Annotated in this window: 15 protein-coding genes; 9 read left to right on the top strand and 6 right to left on the bottom strand. The window is 59.8% G+C overall.

Annotated elements, in window-relative coordinates:
- Window positions 1-14: 14 nt before the first annotated feature.
- On the bottom strand, window positions 15-3,500 hold the full coding sequence (gene carB / locus QA646_RS10190) for a carbamoyl-phosphate synthase large subunit (RefSeq protein WP_283055352.1): 3,486 nt from the start codon (window positions 3,498-3,500) through the stop codon (window positions 15-17).
- 295 nt (window positions 3,501-3,795) lie between these two features.
- Between carB and QA646_RS10185 the strand changes: the two genes are divergently transcribed.
- The gene (locus tag QA646_RS10185; RefSeq protein ID WP_283055351.1) at window positions 3,796-4,728 is read left to right on the top strand and encodes a neutral zinc metallopeptidase; all 933 of its coding nucleotides are present in this window, start codon (window positions 3,796-3,798) and stop codon (window positions 4,726-4,728) included.
- Between the two features lie 44 nt (window positions 4,729-4,772).
- Here QA646_RS10185 and QA646_RS10180 read toward each other — a convergent pair whose 3' ends face one another.
- The gene (locus tag QA646_RS10180) at window positions 4,773-5,765 is read right to left on the bottom strand and encodes an aldo/keto reductase (protein WP_283055350.1); all 993 of its coding nucleotides are present in this window, start codon (window positions 5,763-5,765) and stop codon (window positions 4,773-4,775) included.
- A 117-nt stretch (window positions 5,766-5,882) separates the two neighbouring features.
- Here QA646_RS10180 and QA646_RS10175 point away from each other — a divergent pair, with 117 nt between their 5' ends.
- The 4 genes from QA646_RS10175 to QA646_RS10160 all read left to right on the top strand — a co-directional run bounded on the left by QA646_RS10175 (window position 5,883) and on the right by QA646_RS10160 (window position 10,426).
- Complete coding sequence (locus QA646_RS10175) at window positions 5,883-6,794, top strand: LysR family transcriptional regulator (protein ID WP_283055349.1); 912 nt, start codon at window positions 5,883-5,885, stop codon at window positions 6,792-6,794.
- A gap of 163 nt (window positions 6,795-6,957) precedes the next feature.
- Window positions 6,958-8,214, top strand: a complete 1,257-nt coding sequence (locus QA646_RS10170; protein WP_283055348.1) for a TCR/Tet family MFS transporter — start codon at window positions 6,958-6,960, stop codon at window positions 8,212-8,214.
- A 146-nt stretch (window positions 8,215-8,360) separates the two neighbouring features.
- Window positions 8,361-9,758, top strand: a complete 1,398-nt coding sequence (locus QA646_RS10165) for an MATE family efflux transporter (protein WP_283055347.1) — start codon at window positions 8,361-8,363, stop codon at window positions 9,756-9,758.
- Window positions 9,759-9,853: 95 nt separating this feature from the next.
- Window positions 9,854-10,426: an EVE domain-containing protein gene (locus tag QA646_RS10160; protein WP_283055346.1), complete on the top strand. Its 573-nt coding sequence runs from the start codon at window positions 9,854-9,856 to the stop codon at window positions 10,424-10,426.
- Window positions 10,427-10,627: 201 nt separating this feature from the next.
- On the opposite strand, the gene carA is transcribed toward QA646_RS10160, so the two are convergent.
- Window positions 10,628-11,836: a glutamine-hydrolyzing carbamoyl-phosphate synthase small subunit gene (gene carA, locus QA646_RS10155; protein ID WP_283055345.1), complete on the bottom strand. Its 1,209-nt coding sequence runs from the start codon at window positions 11,834-11,836 to the stop codon at window positions 10,628-10,630.
- Window positions 11,837-12,144: 308 nt separating this feature from the next.
- On the opposite strand from carA, the gene QA646_RS10150 reads away from it, so the two are divergent.
- Window positions 12,145-12,597 (top strand): GatB/YqeY domain-containing protein, encoded by a 453-nt coding sequence (locus QA646_RS10150; RefSeq protein ID WP_283055344.1) that lies wholly within the window; start codon window positions 12,145-12,147, stop codon window positions 12,595-12,597.
- Here QA646_RS10150 and QA646_RS10145 read toward each other — a convergent pair.
- Window positions 12,578-13,480, bottom strand: coding sequence for a hypothetical protein (locus QA646_RS10145; protein ID WP_283055342.1), 903 nt, complete (start codon window positions 13,478-13,480; stop codon window positions 12,578-12,580). The two genes, QA646_RS10150 and QA646_RS10145, sit on opposite strands and share 20 nt — an antisense overlap.
- Window positions 13,481-13,772: 292 nt before the next feature.
- On the bottom strand, window positions 13,773-14,009 hold the full coding sequence (locus QA646_RS10140; protein ID WP_283055341.1) for a DUF1344 domain-containing protein: 237 nt from the start codon (window positions 14,007-14,009) through the stop codon (window positions 13,773-13,775).
- A gap of 570 nt (window positions 14,010-14,579) precedes the next feature.
- Between QA646_RS10140 and dnaG the strand changes: the two genes are divergently transcribed.
- Both dnaG and recQ read left to right on the top strand, forming a co-directional pair.
- Window positions 14,580-16,574: a DNA primase gene (gene dnaG, locus QA646_RS10135; protein ID WP_283055340.1), complete on the top strand. Its 1,995-nt coding sequence runs from the start codon at window positions 14,580-14,582 to the stop codon at window positions 16,572-16,574.
- A gap of 6 nt (window positions 16,575-16,580) precedes the next feature.
- Window positions 16,581-18,461: a DNA helicase RecQ gene (recQ, locus tag QA646_RS10130; RefSeq protein ID WP_283055339.1), complete on the top strand. Its 1,881-nt coding sequence runs from the start codon at window positions 16,581-16,583 to the stop codon at window positions 18,459-18,461.
- Between the two features lie 191 nt (window positions 18,462-18,652).
- On the opposite strand, the gene QA646_RS10125 is transcribed toward recQ, so the two are convergent.
- The gene (locus QA646_RS10125; RefSeq protein WP_349254249.1) at window positions 18,653-19,021 is read right to left on the bottom strand and encodes a type II toxin-antitoxin system VapB family antitoxin; all 369 of its coding nucleotides are present in this window, start codon (window positions 19,019-19,021) and stop codon (window positions 18,653-18,655) included.
- On the opposite strand from QA646_RS10125, the gene QA646_RS10120 reads away from it, so the two are divergent.
- Window positions 19,005-20,192: a glycine C-acetyltransferase gene (locus tag QA646_RS10120; protein WP_283055338.1), complete on the top strand. Its 1,188-nt coding sequence runs from the start codon at window positions 19,005-19,007 to the stop codon at window positions 20,190-20,192. The two genes, QA646_RS10125 and QA646_RS10120, sit on opposite strands and share 17 nt — an antisense overlap.
- Window positions 20,193-20,199 lie beyond the last annotated feature (7 nt).

The raw sequence follows: 20,199 nt of genomic DNA, 5'->3' as shown, positions 1-20,199 counted from the left end.
TTCTGAAACAGCTCTCAGAAGTAGCTCTGCAGAGGCTGGACTTCGAGATTGCCGGCCCTCAATGCCTTGATCGCCATGGCGGCGGCTTCGGCGCCGGCCATGGTGGTGTAGTAGGGCACCTTCTGCATCAGCGTCGCGCGGCGCAGCGATTTCGAGTCCGAGATCGCCTTGTTGCTGTCCGTCGTGTTGATGACGAGCTGGACCTGGCGGTTGCGGATCGCGTCCTCGATATGCGGACGGCCTTCCAGCACCTTGTTGATCTTCGTTGCCTCGATGCCGTTTTCGGCGAGGAAACGCTGAGTGCCGCCGGTTGCGAGCACCTTGAAGCCCTGTTCGGTCAACATGCGGATGGCGGGCAGAACGCGCGGCTTGTCGTCGTCGCGCACGGAGACGAAGACGGTTCCGTCACGCGGCAGCTCGACACCGGCGCCGAGCTGTGACTTGGCGAAGGCCAGCGCGAAATCCGTATCTAGGCCAATGACTTCGCCGGTCGAGCGCATTTCCGGTCCGAGCAGGGTGTCGACACCGGGGAAACGGGCGAAGGGGAAAACGGCTTCCTTGACGGCGATGTGCTTCAGCTTGCGCGGATCGGGCTTTTCGCCGTAGGCGGCGAAGGTCGCGTCCAGCTTTTCGCCGGCCATGACGCGGGCGGCGATCTTGGCGATCGGCGCACCAATGGTCTTGGCGACGAAGGGCACGGTGCGCGAGGCGCGCGGGTTGACTTCGAGCACGTAGACCGTGTCGTCCTTGATGGCGAACTGTACATTCATCAAGCCGCCGACGTTCAGCGCCTTGGCCATGGCCTTCGCCTGGCGCTCCAGCTCATCGATCATCGCGGGCGACAGCGTGCGCGGCGGCAGGGAGCAGGCCGAGTCGCCCGAGTGGATGCCGGCCTCTTCGATGTGCTCCATGATGCCGGCAACGTAGACCTCGGTGCCGTCGGACAGGCAGTCGACGTCGACTTCGATGGCGTTGGTGAGATAGCTGTCGAATAGCAGCGGATTTTTGCCGAGCAGGGTGTTGATCTGGCCGGTCTTGTCGTTCGGATAGCGGGCCTTGATGTCTTCGGGCACCAGTTCTGGCACGGTGTCGAGAAGATAGGTCTGCAACATGCCTTCCGAATGAATGATCTGCATGGCACGGCCGCCGAGGACGTAGGACGGGCGCACCACCAGCGGGAAGCCGATCTCGGCGGCGACGAGGCGGGCCTGTTCCACCGAATAGGCGATGCCATTGTTCGGCTGATTGAGGTCGAGCTTCATGAGCAGCTTCTGGAAGCGGTCACGGTCTTCGGCGAGGTCGATCGCGTCAGGCGCGGTGCCGAGGATCGGGATGCCGTTCTTTTCCAGCGCTTCCGCGAGCTTCAACGGGGTCTGACCGCCGAACTGCACGATCACGCCGACAACTTCGCCGTTCTCCTGCTCCGCCCTCAGGATCTCGATCACGTCTTCGGCAGTCAGCGGCTCGAAATAGAGACGGTCTGAGGTGTCGTAGTCGGTCGAGACGGTTTCCGGGTTGCAGTTGATCATGATCGCTTCATAGCCGGCATCCTTCAACGCGAAGGCAGCGTGGCAGCAGCAATAGTCGAATTCGATGCCCTGGCCGATGCGGTTCGGACCGCCGCCGAGGATGACGACTTTCTTGCGGTCGGAAACCTGCGCTTCCGTGCGGGCGGCGCCGACGAAGGGTGTCTCATAGGTCGAATACATATAGGCGGTCGGCGAGGCGAACTCGGCGGCGCAGGTATCGATGCGCTTGAAGACTGGGCGGACGTTCAAGCCGTTGCGCAGTTCCGCAACTTCCTTCGGGCGCTTGCCGGTCAGCGTCGCAAGGCGTGCGTCCGAGAAGCCCATGGCTTTCAGCATGCGCAGGTTGGATGCATCTTCCGGCAAGCCATGCTCGCGGATGCGGGCTTCCATGTCGACGATCGCCTTGAACTGGGCGATGAACCACGGGTCGATCTTGCAGCCTTCGTGCACTTCTTCCGGGCTCATGCCGAGGCGCAATGCCTGGGCGACCATACGCAGACGGTCGGGAGTGGGTGTGCCGATGGCGGCGCGGATGGCGTTCTGGCTGCCTTCGCCCTCTTCGGTGCCGGGAATTTCGATTTCATCGAGGCCGGTAAGACCGGTTTCGAGGCCGCGAAGCGCCTTTTGCAGCGATTCCGCGAAGGTGCGGCCGATCGCCATGACTTCGCCGACCGACTTCATGGCGGTGGTCAGCACCGGCGAGGCGCCCGGGAATTTCTCGAAGGCGAAGCGCGGAATTTTCGTGACGACGTAATCGATCGAGGGCTCGAACGATGCCGGCGTCGCGCCGCCGGTAATGTCGTTTTCCAGTTCGTCCAGCGTATAGCCGATTGCCAACTTGGCCGCGACCTTAGCGATCGGGAAGCCGGTGGCCTTCGAGGCCAGGGCGGAGGAGCGTGACACGCGGGGGTTCATTTCGATGACGACGAGGCGACCGTCTTGCGGATTGACGGCGAACTGCACGTTCGAGCCGCCGGTCTCGACGCCGATCTCGCGCAGAACCGCGATCGAGGCGTTACGCATGATCTGGTATTCTTTGTCGGTCAGCGTTAGCGCCGGGGCGACGGTGATCGAATCGCCGGTATGAACGCCCATCGGGTCAATGTTTTCGATCGAGCAGATGATGATGCAATTGTCCGCCTTGTCGCGGACCACTTCCATCTCGAATTCCTTCCAGCCGAGCACCGATTCCTCGATGAGGACTTCCGTGGTCGGGGAAGCGTCGAGACCACCGCTGACGATCTCAAAGAATTCCGAACGGTTATAGGCGATGCCGCCGCCGGTGCCGCCGAGCGTGAAGGAGGGGCGGATGATGGCGGGCAGGCCGACATGATCGAGCGCCTGGGCAGCGACCGCCATGGCGTGGTTCATATAGCGCTGCTTGCGATCGCTTTCGCCGAGGTTCCACTGGTTTTCCAGCTCGTCCAGCGCTTTGTCGAGTTCACCGCCGGAAAGCTGTGCCTTCAGCTTGGTGCGCTCGGCCTCATGCGTCTTGCGGTCGGCGTCCTTGATATCGGTGGCGTTCGCCAGCATCGAACGCGGGGTTTCGAGGCCGATGCGGGCCATGGCTTCGCGGAAGAGGGCGCGGTCTTCGGCCATGTCGATCGCGGCGGGCTTTGCGCCGATCATCTCGACATTGTAGCGGTCGAGCACGCCCATGCGCTTCAGCGAGAGCGCCGTGTTCAGGGCGGTCTGGCCGCCCATGGTCGGCAGCAGCGCATCCGGGCGCTCCTTGGCGATGATCTTGGCGACCACTTCCGGCGTGATCGGCTCGACATAGGTCGCGTCCGCCAAGCCCGGATCGGTCATGATCGTTGCCGGATTGGAGTTGACGAGGATGACGCGGTAGCCTTCCTCCCGGAGTGCCTTGCAGGCTTGCGTACCGGAATAATCGAACTCGCAAGCCTGGCCAATGACAATCGGTCCTGCACCGATGATAAGGATCGATTTAATATCTTGGCGCTTCGGCATGGGCTCTCATCCGTTTTTGGTTGCGCGAAAAACCGGCCAGGGTGGGAGATCACCGGCCGGGGCGCATGGGCAAGTCTTTTCAGGCTAGAAGCGGCTTATAGGCAAATGTATTTGCAAACGGAACCCCATAAATCACGGAATCGACAGGAATCCGGAAACGGACGCCGGAGCTGCTTCCCGATATTCCCGTGCAAGTTCAGATTCTATCCTCACGAGCAACTGGTGCTGCGCACCTTCGCGGATATATAAGGGGATCAGGGAACATTGAATCGGTGCATCGCTGGGAGGTACAATCATGGATTGGAAAGGGCGTCGGCAATCCGACAATATCGAGGATGAGCGCGGTTCATCGCCGATGGACGGCGGCTCGGGAGGCGGTCCCTTCGGCGGTGGCGGCATGGGCTTTCCCGGCGGCGGCATGCGGCGCGGCGGCGGTTTGAGCGTCAGCACCATCATCATTCTGGTGGTGATTTTCCTGGTGCTGAAGGCCATGGGCGTCGATGTCATCGGACTCCTGCAGCAGAGCGGCGCCTTGGACGGTGGGCCAGGTTACCAGCAGAGCGATTCCCGCGGCGGCAATGCCCCGGCCAACGACGAGATGAAGCAGTTCGTCGCAACGGTGCTTGCCGATACGGAAGACACATGGACCGGCATCTTCAAGTCGATGGGCAAGACCTACACCGATCCGAAGCTGGTGCTGTTCTCGGGCCGTTTCCCGTCAGCCTGCGGCACGGCTTCGGCTGCGACCGGGCCTTTCTATTGCCCGAGTGACCAGAAGGTCTATCTCGACATGGCGTTCTTCCAGCAGATGAAGGATCAATTCGGCGCATCCGGCGATTTCGCGCAGGCCTATGTGATCGCGCACGAGGTCGGCCATCATGTTCAGGATCTCCTTGGTATTCTGCCAAAGTTCAACCAGGCTCGCCAAACCATGAGCGAGGCGGACGCCAACAAGATGTCGGTACGCATCGAGCTGCAAGCCGATTGCTTCGCTGGCGTCTGGGGTAAATTCACCCAGCAGAAAGGGATTTTGCAGGAAGGCGACCTCGAAGAGGCGCTGAATGCCGCACAGCAGATCGGCGACGATACGCTGCAGAAGCGCAGCCAGGGCTATGTCGTTCCGGATAGCTTCAACCACGGCACTTCGGCTCAGCGTGTGAAATGGTTCAAGCAGGGCTTCCAATCCGGAAAGCTCAGTGATTGCGATACGCTGAACAATCCGGTTTAGAAGGAAATACCTTCTCCCTGCAGGGGGGAGAAGGTGATCGTTGCCTATTTTTCGCTGTCCATATGCGCCAATTGCGCTTTCGGGTAACGGCTGCCGGCGGCGGCGTCCTTCGGGACCGCGCGTTCGATCGCTGCGAAATCCGCGGCGGACAATTCGACCGATAGCGAGCCGAGGGCTTCGGTCAGGCGATCGCGGCGGCGGGCGCCGATGAGGGGGATGATGTCCTCACCTTGGGCATCGACCCAGGCAATGGCGATCTGGGCGACGCTGACGCCCTTGGCATCGGCGATCTGGCGCAGTGCTTCCACCAATTCCAGGTTTTTCTCGACATTGCCTGCCTGGAAGCGCGGGCTTGCGGCGCGGAAGTCACCTTTCTGCACCGCGTCCTTCTGCCAGTGGCCACTGATCAGGCCGCGGGAGAGAACGCCATAGGCGGTGATTCCGATCCCGAGTTCGCGGCAGGTGGGCAGGATCTGGTCCTCGATGCCGCGCGAGATCAGCGAATATTCAATCTGCAGATCTGCGATCGGATGCACGGCAGCCGCACGGCGGATGGTCTCGGCGCCGACTTCGGAGAGGCCGATATGCCTGACATAACCTTGCTTGATCAGATCGGCCATGGCTCCGACCTGCTCCTCGATCGGCACGTTCGGATCGAGGCGGGCAGGGCGATAGATGTCGATATGGTCGACGCCGAGGCGCTGCAGCGTATAGGCGAGGAAGTTACGGATCGCGGCTGGACGCGCATCATAGCCCGACCAGGCGCCGGCGGGATCGCGAAGCGCGCCGAACTTGACGCTGATCAGGAAATCGTCGCGCTTCAGCCCTTTGATCGCTTCGCCGATCAGCATTTCATTGTGGCCCATGCCATAGAAATCGCCGGTATCGAGCAGGTTGATGCCGGCGTCGAGGGCGGCGTGAATGGTGGCAATGCTTTCGGCGCGGTCGGACGGTCCGTACATGCCGGACATGCCCATGCAGCCGAGGCCGATGGCGGACACTTCGGGGCCGGTCTTACCCAATTGACGCATCTGCATTTCAGTTCTCCTTCATCAGCGGCGCTCTCCAAGAGGCGTCTTCGATATTGGTTTACTCCATCGATTGTTGTGCGATAATCCGCCTAAGTCGAAACAGGTTGTTTGGAATTTCGCATAATGAGTGATTTGCCGCTTGCCGATCTCGATGCCTTTGCCGCCGTTGCCCGCGAGCGCAGTTTTCGTGAGGCGGCGCGTAAGCGCCATGTCTCCGCATCATCATTAAGCGAGGCACTGCGGCGGCTTGAGGAAAGGCTCGGTGTGCGTCTGCTCAACCGTACCACCCGCAGCGTCACGCCGACCGAGGCCGGCGCGCGGCTGATCGAGCGGCTGGCACCGGCGATGGGCGAGATCGCCACCGCGCTCGATGAGATCAACACATTCCGCGATAGTCCTGGGGGGACCCTGCGGCTCAATGTACCGACGGTGGCCGCTATCGTCATCATGCCGGGAATCATCAACCGCTTTCTAAAGGCCTATCCGGGCATCTCGGTCGAAATCGTCGCCGAAGACAGTTTTATCGACGTGCTGGCGGGCGGCTATGATGCCGGCATCCGTTACGACGAGCGGCTGGAAAAGGATATGATCGCCGTGCCGATCGGACCACGGCAGCAATGCTACGTCACCGCCGCGTCGCCGGCCTATCTTGCGGCGAATGGTACGCCTCGTCACCCGCGCGACATTCTCGATCATCGCTGCATCCGGCACCGTTTCCTCGGCAGTTCGGCCTTTCCCTGGGAGTTCGAAAGGGAAGGCGAGACGATCGTCATCTCGCCGCCCATGGTTCTCGCCGCCAATTCCGTGGATATCGAACGCAGTGCCGCCGTGGAGGGCCTCGGCATCATCCGGACCTTCAGCGAATTCGTCGCGCCGCAAATTGCAAGCGGTGATCTGGTGCCGATTCTCGAAGACTGGGATACTGCCTTTCCGGGTCCTTTTCTCTATTATGCCAGCCGCCGCCATATGCCGGCGCCGCTTCGAGCCTTCGTCGATTTTCTGAAATTGGAACAGCGGCGCAAGCACGAAGGATAGGCTGTCATCTTTACGCCGAAGATCAAAAAAATCGCTCGGCAATTCAAGAAGATTGAAGCGTTCACGGATTGTTTCCGGCAAAATCTTTAGGTATGGGGACGCTTTGATTTTTCGTTCACGTTCTGTCTCTTCATGGAGATGGGGCCACCAATAGGCAAACTCCATGATCGATCAGAAATTTGTACGTCGCGGTCTTTTCCTCGTCTTTGTCATTCTCTTCCTCGACGTTATCGGCATTGCCATCATCATGCCGGTCATGCCGAAATATCTCGAAGAACTGACGGGCGCTTCGGTCAGCGAGGCGGCCACGGATGGCGGCTGGCTGTTGCTTGCCTATGCCGCGATGCAATTCCTGTTCTCGCCGTTGATTGGCAATTTGAGCGACCGTTTCGGCCGCCGTCCGATCCTGCTCGCATCCGTGCTGACCTTCGCGATCGACAATTTCATCTGCGCCATTGCCGGAAGCTACTGGATATTGTTCGCCGGCCGCATCCTGGCCGGTGTCAGTGGGGCGAGTTTCTCGACATGCTCCGCCTATATCGCCGACATCAGCAATGACGAGAACCGGGCTAAAAATTTCGGGCTGATCGGCATGGCCTTTGGCGTCGGCTTCGTGCTCGGGCCTGTGATCGGCGGCTTCCTGGGCGAATTCGGCCCGCGCGCGCCCTTTTATGGTGCAGCAGCGCTGTCGCTCCTGAACTTTATCGGCGCCTATTTCCTCCTGCCGGAAACGCTGGAAGCGAGGAACCGCCGCCGGTTCGAATTTTGGCGCGCCAGCCCGCTCGGCGCATTGCGGCAAGTGCGCCGCTATCAGGGCCTCGGTTGGGTCTTCGTCGTCATGTTCTTCAACTGGCTGGCGCATGGCGTCTTTCCGGCGGTCTGGTCCTTCGTCAGTTCCTATCGTTATGGATGGACCTCGTTGGAAATCGGCCTGTCGCTGGGCACCTACGGCATCGGCATGGCGCTGGTGATGGGGTTTGCTTTGCCTCGCATCGTGCCGGTGTTCGGCGAATGGAAGACCGTGGTGTTCGGGCTCGTCTTTTCCGGCGTCGGCTTGCTGGGATATGCTTTCGCTTGGCAGGGCTGGATGGTCTATGCCGTGATCATCGTCACCGTGATCGAGAACGTCGCGGACGCGCCGCTGCGCTCCATCGCAGCCAGCAAAGTGCCGCCATCGGCACAGGGCGAGCTGCAAGGCGCTCTCGGCAGCTTGACCAGCATTACCGCCATCATCGGGCCTGTGCTGTTTCCCTACCTGTTTCGCTATTTTACCGCACCGTCGGCGCCTCTCGTTTTCGCCGGCGCCCCGTTCATCATGTCGGCGTTGCTGATTGCGGCTGCGGTGATCCTTTTCGTCGCCAAGGTACACAAGAATGAACCGAAAGCCGTGATGGAACCGGCCGTTCAGGAAGTGGCCTAAATATTCATCAGATATTTTGATGATATGATGAATTCTTCAGCGCCGGAGTTTTGACGGCTGGCTTTTTGGGCCAAGTTGCGCTAAGCCGATTGGCTTGCGCACCCCTGGGTAGGTGGGTCCGCGCTTTCTTAAATCGAGTTTTCAAGATGGATACGCCGGTAGCTGCGCGCTCCTTCGCGCACGACAATAATAATTCGTGGTCTGCGCATGTCCGCGCCACCCTGGCGCTCGGCATACCGCTGATCGGTGCGCAACTGGCGCAGCTTGGCATCAACACTACGGATGTGATGATCGTCGGCCGTCTCGGAGCCGAGCAACTGGCGGCGATGGTGCTCTCTGCGCAATTTCTCTTCACGATTCTGATTTTCGGCTCGGGCTTCTCCATCGCCGTCGTGCCGCTGGTGGCTCAGGCTTATGGCAAGGGCGATGTGGCTTCGGTGCGCCGTGCGTTGCGCATGGGTCTATGGGTCGTCACGGTCTATTGGCTGGTGGCGCAGCCGGCCTTTCTTTATTCGGAGCAGATCCTTCTTGCGGCCGGGCAAAAGCCGGATGTTGCGAAGCTCGCGAGCGGTTATATTGCGATCGGCCACTTCGCCGTGCTGCCGGGGCTGCTTTACAACGTCATTCGCGCCCTGGTCAGCGCCATCGGCCACGCCGGCATCATACTCAAGGTCACCATTGCCATGCTGGTAATGAATGCCGTGCTCGCCTATTGCCTGGTGCTCGGCCATTTCGGCATGCCGGCCCTCGGGCTACACGGTGCGGCTATCGTCTCCGTTGCGGTGCAGACGGCGGGATTCCTGTTCATTCTCGGCTATGTTCAGAGCCATGAAGAAACGCGCCGTTATGAGATTTTCGTCCGCTTTTGGCGCCCGGACTGGCATGCCCTGTGGGATGTCGTCCGTCTCGGCTTTCCGATCAGCGTCACGGTGCTGGCCGAAGTCAGCCTCTTCACCGCAGCATCGTTGCTCATGGGGCAGATCGGCACGATCGAGCTTGCAGCGCATGGTATCGCGCTGCAATGGGCGTCGATCGCCTTCATGATCCCGCTCGGCCTCAGCCAGGCGGCGACCGTGCGGGTGGGTGTCGCGCACGGGCAGGGTGATCATCTCGGCCTGAAGCGCGCGGCAATCGTGGCGATCATCGTTTCGAGCTGCATTGCGCTCTGCGGCAGCATCCTGTTCGCGACCGTGCCATCGTGGCTGGGAAGCTGGTTTCTTGACGTCAAGTCGGCCGAGGCGCCGCAGGTGCTCGCCTATGCAGCGCCGCTGATCGTCGTAGCGGGCTTGTTCCAGCTCGTCGATGGACTGCAGGCAATCGCCAGCGGACTGCTGCGCGGTCTGAAGGACGCACGCGTGCCGATGATCATGGCATTGATCGCCTATTGGCCGATCGGTTTCTTCCTGGCATGGCTCCTTGCCTTTCCGCTCGGCTTCGGTGGGATAGGCATCTGGTTCGGCTTTCTTCTGGGTTTGGCCTCGGCTGCGACGATGCTTTGCACGCGGTTCTACTTCCTGGTGCGTTCGGAGAAACTGGCCGGCTGACGCCGGCCAGTTTGACGTCTGATCTGCAAGACTGCTGACAAAAATTGACAGCATGGTCGTCTATATTGGTCTCATACCAACGACGGGAGACGATCATGATTTTCAAGGCAAGCAATCGTAATGATGCCGCGCTGTTCCCGCGGGAAGAAACGATCAGTGAGGGTGCAACGGTACGCCTCTTGCCGCATGCCAATGTATCTCGCGAAGGACCCAAGCCTGCCGCGAAATCCTATTGGCTGGCGGTGGCTTCAGCCGAACACGTTCGCCTCGGGCGGGAACATGGCTTCATGCAGGTTTGCCACGGCAAGCCGGGTCCGCTGAAGCGCATCAAGCCGGGTGACGGCATCGTCTATTATTCGCCATCGCTGACGATGGGAGGCCGGGATGGCTTCCAGAGCTTCACGGCCATCGGCTATGTCCGTGAGGGCGAGGTTTATCGGGCGCAGATGGATTGTGGAAAAGCCTATCGGCGCGATGTCGATTGGCTCGATGCGCCCGAACAGCCGCTTCGTCCCTTGCTGGGTTGGCTGGATTTCACCCAGGACAAGAACTGGGGCTACAGATTGAGATTCGGGCTCGTCGACTTCGGACAGTCCGATTTCGAGTTCCTGCAGGAGATCATGACGAGCGAGCTGGAAGTCGTGAAGCAGCGTCGCCTGCAGGCGTAAGCCGATGTGAAGATATGGAGCGGTTCAGCGTTTCACGGAATCGCTTTCCCGCTCTTTCCCTTTGTGTTTGCGCATCCGGACGGAAAACCGCTGCGCACTTTTCCTGGAAGTGCTCTATACCTCCCAACTTGACGCAAAAAAGAAAGCCTCGGATTGATTGCCAATCCGAGGCTTTCTTATGCGGTTATGCGGCTGATGCACTCAGGCGCGCTCGGCCAAAGCTGCTTCGCCCTTCTTCTCGCGCACGAGACTGACGAAGCGGCGGAAGAGGTAATGGCTATCCTGCGGGCCCGGAGACGCTTCCGGGTGATGCTGCACGGAAAAGACTGGCTTGCCGGAAACGCGTAGGCCGCAATTGCTGCCGTCGAAGAGCGAAACGTGAGTCTCCTCAACGCCCTGCGGAAGCGAGTTCGAGTCGACTGCGAAGCCATGGTTCATCGAGACGATCTCAACCTTGCCGGTGGTGTGATCCTTGACCGGGTGGTTGGCGCCGTGATGGCCCTGATGCATCTTCGCCGTCTTGGCGCCGAGCGCCAGGCCGAGCATCTGGTGGCCGAGGCAGATGCCGAACAACGGGATTTCGGTTTTCAGCAGGTCCTTGATGACAGGAACGGCATATTCGCCGGTTGCCGCCGGGTCGCCGGGGCCATTGGACAGGAAAATGCCGTCCGGCTTCAACGCCAGCACATCATCGGTAGATGCGGTTGCCGGCAATACGGTAACCTTGCAATCGAGGCCGGAGAAGAGGCGCAGGATATTGCGCTTGACGCCGTAATCGAGGCAGACGACGTGATATTTGGCATCGTCGGCGTTAAGTTCGCCGTAGCCTTCGTTCCAGATCCAGGGCGTCTGCGACCATTGCGACGATTGTCCTGACGTGGCGACCTTGGCGAGGTCGAGGCCTTCCAGGCCGCTCCAGGACTTCGCATCCGCCTTCAACTGCTCGATATCGAAGACGCCGTTCGGATCATGGGCGATAACGCCGTTAGGCATGCCGTTCTCGCGGATCCAGGCGGTCAGCGCGCGGGTGTCGATGCCGCACATGCCGATGATGCCGCGAGCCTTCAGCCACTGGTCGAGATGCTTTGCAGCGCGGTAGTTCGAGGGATCGGTGATATCGGCCTTGAAGATGACGCCGACGGCGCCGTGCCGGGCGGCAGGCGTCAGATCTTCGATGTCTTCGTCATTAGTGCCGACATTGCCGATATGGGGGAAGGTGAAGGTAACGATCTGGCCGAGATAGGAAGGATCGGTCAGGATCTCCTCGTAACCGGTCAGCGCCGTGTTGAAGCAGACTTCGGCCTGGACCTTGCCGGTCGCGCCGATACCTTTGCCTTCGATTACGGTGCCGTCGGCGAGGACGAGCAGGGCACTCGGCTTTTCAGTTGTCCATGGGGCTGTCGCGGTCATTGTCATCCCGTTTCCGGCGTCGTGCGCGGCCTTGAAAAGACCGTGGGCTTCCGCCATGTTTGTGCAGATTGCAGCCGGCGACGTGTGTCGCGGCTTGAGACCTTCATATCGATCTAATGTGCAGGTGCTGGACATAGCCAAACAAGGCGTGTCGGTCAATGCGCCCCGTTCGTTTCCCGCCAAGGAATTCGCCGGCTTTCGAGACGACCTGATGTAATTGCATTGATTGCTGCTGATGGTCTATGAGACTGGCAACGTGAAAAGAGAGGCCAGGCGATCGTCGCCGGCCTGCTTAAGGAGTTTAAGACATGATCCGCGAAACGCTTTCCACCGCCCAGAAGGATGCCATGAAAGCCAAGGACGCGGCGAGGCTTTCGACCGTGCGCCTCATCCTCGCCGCGATCAAGGACAAGGACATCTCCAATCGCGGTCTCGGCAAGGAACAGGCGAGCGACGATGAGATTCTGCAGTTGCTCGCCAAGATGATCAAGCAGCGCGAAGAGTCGGTGAAGATCTATATCGATGGCGGACGTCCGGAGCTGGCCGACAAGGAACGCGAGGAAATCGCCGTCATCCAGGGCTTCATGCCTGAGCAGCTTTCCGACGAGAAGGTGCGCGAGATCTGTGTCGCCGTCGTGGCCGAGCTCGGCGCCCAGGGTCTAAAGGACATGGGTAAGTGCGTCGCCGCCCTGCGCGAGCGCTATGCCGGGCAGATGGACTTCGCCAAGGCTTCGGGAATCCTCAAAGAGCTGCTGAAGTAAGCCTTTGTTGCACTGTCGGCGCGGGCTCTGGCTGCGCGCCGACGATTTCTTCCCAGACATTGCCGATTATGGCGAATTTTTCGGCCTGGTAATCCCAATACTCCTGAATGAAGCCGCGTAAGAGCCAGAAGTTGCTCTTGCCCGGACTGCCGACCCAGCCCACGCTTCCCATAGCCGATGCCTTGCCCATCAGCCGCTTCACATGCGTTCTGGAGATCAGGAATCGGTCGCGGATCTCGCTGAACGAAATTGGGCCGATGTCCATTCTCGCTGCCGCCGGATCCATCGCCCCGATGCGGGACATCAGATAATCCATTATGACGCCGCCGGAATTTGCCCAGGTGAAGAGATCGAAGGTCTCGCCGGGATGACGGACCCGATCGCTGACTATGATTCTGGATGCGATTGCCGGCTGCAGCGCGGCAACGAGTTCCGGTCGTTCGACAAAAGTTGCAATCCGCTGGCCACCATCCAGGCTGTCAAGCGCCAGTAGATGGATATAAAGCCATTTCGAGAGTTGTTCCGCCGCCGCTTCGGTCGGCTCGATTGGCCGCAGACGCTTGTCCGGTGAATCGGGAAGATAGCGCATATAGCGATAGGCCAGCATTTCCTGCATAAAGCTCAGCGCCGTATTGTGGCTGGCGATCTCATGTTTGAGAATGTAAGCGGCAAAGCGGCGGGCATAAAAGCCCGGCTGCTCTCCGTCGATACCGCCATAATACAGTCCGAGGCCGGCTTGGGCCATCAGCCAACGTTGCTGGGAAGCAAAAACCAAGCTCATGCGCGGATTGCCGACGTATGCGGCGACCATCTCACGCGAGCAGCCGAGAACAATTGTGAAGAAGCCAAGATCAGAGGCAAGTTCTTCTGCAGCGAATGACATATGGAGATTTCCGATGAGCCGGGGAATTCATCAGTTTTGCAATGTCAATTGTCAATTGAATTTGGATGGTGCCGGATAAAATCAAAGTTACTAATATATTGCCGTGGCAGGAAGTTTGATGAACTGATGAAATAGAGAAGGCAGGAGCTGGGGGGAGCTCCTGCCTTCTTGCGCTTTGCAGCCGTTTGATGACGCAGGGTGGGGCCCAAAAATCAAACGTCTATTGCAAAGGCACCCAGGTGAGGCGGCGCCGGGGGTAGGGATGGTGCCTCACCTGAGTATGGGGTGAACTTTACCTGATGATCCTGATTTGCCGCGGCGTGTCTTGTGTCTGCGACCAGAGCATCTGAACCTTTATGCCGGCTTTGAGGGCCGGAACTTTCATATCAATGGGCACCTGATAGTCGGCCCCAGCATAAAGCACGCTCGTCGTCACCGCCGGCGCTACACTCTGCGTTGTCGTAGCCGAGCTATAGGTAGCTGTGGCGAAGAGGGCAGCGGCAGCGAAGGGTACGAGCAGAACGCGCATTCGGATTCTCCTAAACTGGAAACCTGTACCTCTGGCTTCCCGTTCGTCGGGACGTCTAGGCATGTCGCGTCGCGAACCATTTGTTCGCCGGCTTGTCTCGTCCCGTGAGAAGAACGCTATTGCGCCGCACACCAACAATCAAATTACAAAAAAATAATGTTTGGCTTACGAACTATGCCGCAAAAGCGCCACCAGCAGGCGAGACCGGGCGCCTTCGAATCCCGACAATGATTGCTGCCTTTGTCGCTTTATGCCCTTAATTATTCAATCTGCCTCTTAGTAACTCTTTGCTTTTGCGAGATTATTTGCACGGTCAGGCTGTGCTGCCGGGTTGCTGCGATGCAGATATAAGCTGCAAAGCTTTTGGCTGGACCCTGCTTGAGATCATGCCAAAACCGACTTTCAAATGGGTGCGCGAACATGAACGACGCCGAAGTTTTCACGGAGTTGTGATCGGAAAGGTTGAATTCGGCCATACAGCGAAGAGGGCTGTGAATAGCGGGCGTGGTGGCTGGTTCTCGTGGTAATGCGCCGCGTTCCTGATTATATGGGGGCAAGCCAGAGGTAGTCATGCGATTTTCCAATACGTTTCTCGATGAGATTCGCGACCGCGTTCCCATTTCGGACGTGATCGGTCGACGCGTGACCTGGGATCGGCGCAAGACCAATGTGCCGCGCGGCGATTACTGGGCCTGCTGCCCGTTCCATGGCGAAAAGTCGCCGAGCTTCCACTGCGAGGACCGCAAGGGCCGTTATCACTGTTTCGGTTGCGGCGTTACAGGCGATCATTTCCGTTTTCTGACCGAGATCGAGGGGCTCAGCTTTCCCGAAGCGGTGCAGCAGATTGCCGATATGGCGGGCGTTCCCATGCCGGTCGCCGATCCTATGGAGGCCAAGCGGCAAAAGGAACGCACATCCCTGCTCGACGTCATGGAAATGGCGACGCAGTTCTTTCAAGATCAGCTCCAGGCGGCAAACGGGGCGAGGGCGCGTGCCTATCTGCGCGACCGGGGTCTGACCGGCCGCACTATCGAGACTTTCCGCCTCGGCTACTCGCCGGACAGCCGCAATGCGCTCAAGGAGTTCTTAGCCGGCAAGGGCGTGTTGAAAGAGCAGATGGAAGCTTGTGGCCTGGTCGTGCACGAGAATGTGCCAGTCTCCTACGACCGTTTCCGCGACCGCATCATGTTCCCGATCCTGTCTTCGCGTGAAAAGGTGATCGCCTTCGGCGGCCGTGCCATGTCGCCGGATGCGCCGGCCAAATATCTCAATTCCAATGAGACCGAACTCTTTCACAAGGGCAATGTGCTCTATAATTTCACGCGTGCGCGCCGTGCCGCCCAGGGGAATGACGGCGCCGGGACGATCATCGCCGTCGAAGGCTATATGGACGTCATCGCGCTGCATCAGGCTGGCGTCGAGAACGCGGTCGCGCCGCTCGGCACGGCGCTGACGGAAAACCAGCTCGAACTGCTGTGGAAGATGACACCCCAGCCGGTGCTCTGCTTCGACGGCGACGGCGCCGGCATTCGCGCTGCCAATCGCGCCGCCGATCTGGCGCTACCGCATATCAAGCCGGGCCGCACCGTGCGCTTCGCGCTGCTGCCCGACGGCAAGGATCCGGACGATCTCGTTCGCCACGACGGTCGCGCGCCCTTCGACAAGGTGATGGCGCAGGCAAAGCCGTTGGCGGAAATGATCTGGAGCCGCGAAGCGGGCATCGGCACCTTCGACACTCCCGAGGCGCGCGCCGAGCTTGAGGCGCGGCTGAAGCAGATGGTTTCGGTCATATCGGACGAGAATGTCCGCCGGCATTATCAGCAGGACATGCGCGATCGGCTGAACGGGCTGTTCCAGCCACAGTTTCAGCGTGGCGGCGGCAATCAGCAGGGGCGCGGTTTTTCCCGCGACGGCAACGGCCGCAATTTCGGTGGCCGCGGCGGGCCGGGCCGAGATCGGCAACCGGGCACCAACACCAAGGCGACCGATCGCTTGATGCGGTCGGGGATGATCAAGGGTCATCAAGATATACCGGGACTGCGCGAGAGCGTTTTGGCGTTGACCATCGTCAATCATCCGGCGCTGCTGCAGGACGAATATGATGAGATCGCCGCGATCGATTACGAAAGCCGCGAATTGCAGCGTCTGTGGTCCGCCATGCTTGGTACGGCAGCAGCCATGGCCGGTCCGCAGCTCAATCGCGAGCGGCTGCTCGAGGCCCTGGAGGAGCAGGGTTTCGCCGCATTGCTGAAGAGCCTCGACCAGCAGGTGCGCAACGCCCGCCTCTGGACGGCGACCGAGGAAGCCGCCACCGAAGATGCACGCGAGGGCTATCGCCAAGCGCTTGCGCTCCACAAGCGCTCGAAAGCGCTGCGTTGGCATAAGATAGAGCTGCAAAGCGCGATCGCGGAGGCAACGGAGGAGGGCGACGGCGACCTTATCGAACAGTTGATGCGCGCTTTGCAGGAAGTGCAGCTTGAAGCTTTACGCCTGGAAAACCAGGAGGCGATCATCGATGGCTTTGGTGTGCTTTCCGGCCGCATCAAAGGGGCCGCGGGGAAATAGGGATAGATGTCACAGCCAGATCGACAGGAGCCGCGGTTTTCCGCCGATGATGCGCTGTTCGGGAGAGACAATTCGGGAGCCGCACCCCTCGACATCCTCAAGCGGGTCTATGGCTATTCCGCTTTTCGCGGCAAGCAGCAGCAAGTGGTCGACCATGTGGTTTCCGGCGGCGATGCGGTCGTGCTGTTTCCGACCGGCGCCGGCAAATCCCTTTGCTTCCAGATTCCGGCCTTGTGCCGCGACGGCGTCGGCATCGTCGTTTCGCCATTGATCGCCCTGATGCGCGACCAGGTCGAAGCGATGAAGCAGCTTGGCATCCGCGCGGCGGCGTTGAATTCGTCTTTGTCGCGCGAAGAAGCAAGTGAGGTCTATCGCGCCATCTCCAGCGGCACGCTCGATCTGCTCTATGTCACGCCCGAACGCATCTTGACCGATGGCTTCGGCCAGATGATCGCCAGGGCGAAGATCGCCTTGTTCGCCATCGACGAGGCGCATTGCGTCTCGCAATGGGGACATGATTTCCGGCCGGAATACCGTGATCTCGGCCGGCTTGCGGAGCTCTTTCCCGACGTGCCGCGCATCGCCTTGACGGCGACGGCCGATCCGCACACGCGCGACGATATCATCGAGAGGCTGGCGCTCGATAACGCCAAGGTTTTTACCACCAGCTTCGACCGGCCGAACATCACCTATGAGATCGTCGAGCGCGATCAGCCGCGCCAGCAATTGCTGCGTTTCCTCGAAGGTCATCGCGGCGATAGCGGTATCGTCTACTGCCTGTCGCGGGCGAAGGTCGAGGATACGGCGGCGTGGTTGAACGGGCAGGGCATTCGCGCGCTTGCCTATCATGCCGGCATGGATCGGTCGGTCCGCGATGCCAATCAGGATGCCTTCTTGAAGGAAGAGGATCTTTGCCTTGTGGCGACGGTGGCCTTCGGAATGGGCATAGACAAGCCGAACGTGCGCTATGTCGCCCATCTCGATCTGCCCGGTTCCGTCGAAGCCTATTATCAGGAGACGGGACGCGCGGGGCGTGACGGCTTACCGTCCGAAGTCTGGATGGCCTATGGCATGGCCGACGTTATCCAGCGGCGGCGGATGATCGACGAGGGCAATGCGGCTGAAGAGATCAAGCGTGTGGAACGCGCCAAGCTCAACGCATTGCTCGCAATCTGTGAGACGACCGGCTGCCGGCGCCAGGCGATCCTTGCGCATTTTGGCGAGGGGCATGGCAGTGGCTGCGGCAATTGCGACACCTGTTTGAAACCGGTCGAGACCTGGGACGGCACGGAAGCGGCGATCAAGGCGCTTGCCGCGGTCTACCGTACGGGCGAGCGTTTCGGCACCGGCCATGTCATCGACGTGCTGATGGGGACGGTCAATGAGAAGACCGAGCGTTTCGGTCATGTGAACATGCCGGTTTTCGGAGCCGGCAAAGATATTCCCGCCCGCACCTGGCAGTCCGTCTTCCGTCAATTGCTGGCAAGCGGCTTTGTCAGCATCGATCATGCTGCTTTCGGCGCGATGAAGCTGGAGCCGGAGGCGCGGGCGGTGTTCAAACGCGAGCGCCAGGTTTTCTTCCGCAAGGATAGGCCCGAAGCAGGCCGTCGCACCAAAAAGGCGGCGCGGATCGAGAAGCGACAGTCAAGCCTGTCGAGCGAGGTCCAGCCGCTGTTCGAGGCGTTGAGAAGCGAGCGCGCCAGGATCGCCAAGGCGCTCAGCGTGCCGCCCTACGTCGTTTTCCCGGATACGACGCTGATTGCCTTTGCCACGGAGCGGCCGACGAGCCGCGATACTCTATTGGGAATTTCGGGTGTGGGACAGTCGAAGTTAGAGCGCTATGGAGATGCGTTCTTGAAGGTGATCCGAGCGTTTGAAGAAGGATGAGCGGCGGGCGCGTTTTCCGTTAACCGATATCGTTGAGAGCGAAATCATTGCCCTTGTAGAGCAAGCCCACATTCAGGGTCTTGGCGCAGGCGTATTCAACTTCTATCGCATCTTACCCGACGCGGCCACTATCTTTGTTGGACTGCTCTTCCTGCTTTTCGGGGCGTGTCCACGAAGCTCCGAGAAAAGCATCAGGCATCGTCCCACATTTCATCAGCAAACGCCTTCATATCGAAACTAGGGTCATTGGGGCCTAGTGCATCGGCCATTGCTTTGGCACGCGTAAGTCGGTCGTGCAGAGGAAGCTCCTGCCGTACGCGTGCAAGCTCGTGTTTCAGCGCTTGGCGAACCGCCTCCGTTTTCGTGGGCGCTTTTGTCAATTTTCGAATTTCGTTGGCTAAAGAGTTCACTTCCGCATCACGAATATAAAGTGCCATCGATATCTCTCCCCTTGCATATCTGTATGTCACCAATGCGAGATGTGCTAATTCGATGATGTCGTCGTAAGATGGTTCCATCTCTTTTCGAGAAAGCGCGTTCATCATGACATCTGCCTTCATCTCGCATCTTCAATCCGAAATCGCCGGTCTGAAGGATGCAGGCCTTTATAAGTCCGAGCGGGTGATCACGTCCAAGCAGGCGGGCGAAATTGCCGTGGCTGGCGGCGCGCAGGTGCTGAACTTCTGCGCCAACAACTATCTCGGGCTCGCCGACAACGAAGAACTGGCCGAGGCTGCGAAGAAGGCGCTCGATCGTTATGGCTACGGCATGGCCTCGGTGCGCTTCATCTGCGGGACGCAGGAGGAGCATAAGCAGCTCGAGGCGCGGATATCGGCCTTTTTGGGCATGGAGGATACCATCCTTTATTCCTCCTGCTTCGATGCCAATGGCGGATTGTTCGAGACGCTGTTGTCGGAGGAGGACGCCATCATTTCCGACGCGCTGAACCACGCCTCGATCATCGACGGCGTGCGCCTCTCCAAGGCGAAACGCTTTCGCTATGCCAACAATGACATGGCGGCTCTGGAGGAGGAGTTGAAGAAGGCCGAGGGCAGCCGGTTCAAGCTGATCGCCACCGACGGCGTTTTCTCCATGGATGGCATCATCGCCAATCTTCGGGGCGTTTGTGATCTCGCCGAAAAATATGGCGCTATGGTCATGGTCGATGACAGCCATGCCGTCGGCTTCGTCGGCGATCATGGCCGCGGTTCACCGGAATATTGCGGCGTCGAGGGCAGGATCCATATTATCACCGGGACGCTTGGCAAGGCGCTCGGCGGTGCATCAGGAGGCTATACATCGGCCAAGGCTGAGATCGTCGATTGGCTGCGGCAGCGCTCGCGCCCCTATCTCTTCTCCAACACCTTGGCTCCGGTCATCGCCGCCGCCTCGTTGAAAGTCTTCGACCTGATCGAAAACGGCACCGATCTGCGCGATCGGCTTCGTGGTAACGCGGAGTTTTTCCGCAGCGAAATGATCAAGCTCGGCTTCACTTTGGCGGGCGCCGATCACCCGATCATTCCTGTCATGCTCGGCGATGCGAAGCTGGCGCAGGAGATGGCGGCGCTGATGCTGAAAAAAGGCGTCTACGTCATCGGCTTCTCCTTCCCGGTCGTGCCGAAGGGCCAGGCACGCATCCGCACGCAGATGTCGGCGGCGCATTCAAAAGCCGATGTCGAGCGCGCGATTGCCGCTTTCGCCGAGGCGGGACGTGAACTCGGAATCATTTGAATCGGTT

It is taken from the genome of Rhizobium sp. CB3090 (genome assembly GCF_029714285.1).
Taxonomy (GTDB): Bacteria; Pseudomonadota; Alphaproteobacteria; order Rhizobiales; family Rhizobiaceae; genus Rhizobium.
The sequence above is the reverse complement of the archived record's forward strand: the minus strand, read 5'-3'. Positions and strand labels throughout refer to the sequence as shown.